The sequence below is a fragment of the Streptomyces sp. AC627_RSS907 genome, assembly GCF_019049165.1.
The window spans coordinates 1-615 of the sequence record NZ_JAGMUE010001177.1 but is presented as its reverse complement, the minus strand read 5'-3'; the positions used below and the strand labels follow the sequence as shown (position 1 = coordinate 615).

Annotated in this window: 1 protein-coding gene; it reads left to right on the top strand. The window is 69.3% G+C overall.

All coding sequences use genetic code 11. The features are described from left to right. Window positions 1-10: 10 nt before the first annotated feature. Window positions 11-615, top strand: a 605-nt coding sequence (locus KUM32_RS40930) for a cytosine permease (protein WP_374227618.1), incomplete at its 3' end; no start/stop codon positions are given.

Below are 615 nucleotides of genomic sequence, written 5' to 3'. Positions count from 1 at the left end.
CGCCCAGGGAATGCACGATCTCGCCGGCGGAACCCCGGAATGGGTGTGGGCGCTGATCGGCGGGGCGGTCATCACGGCGATCACGGTGTACGGATTCACCGTGATGGCCTGGACGGCCTACCTGACCGTGCCCGCCTTCCTCGTCCTGGCCGGCTACTCCATCGTCGACGCGCTCTCCGAGCACTCCGTCGGCGACCTCATGACCTCCGCGCCGGCCGGGCCCGCCATGTCGCTCGCGGAGGGCACCACGCTGGTCTCCGGCGCCTTCATCCTGGGCGCGCTCATGACGCCGGACATGACGCGGTTCAACCGGCGCCCCTCGGACGTCGTCAAGCAGACCCTGATCAGCGTGACGCTGGGGGAGTACCTGATCGGGCTCACCGCGGTGCTCCTCGCGCACGCCGCCAGGACCTCGGACATCGTCGGCATCATCACCTCGTCCTCCGGTGTCCTCGGCACGCTCGTGCTGGCCACCGCGATCTTGAAGATCAACGACTGGAACCTCTACTCGTCCTCGCTCGGCCTGGTGAACTCCATCGACGTGCTGTGCGGCCGACGGGTCAGCAGACGCGCGGTCACGCTCGTCATCGGGGCCGCCGGCACCGCCCTGTCCGC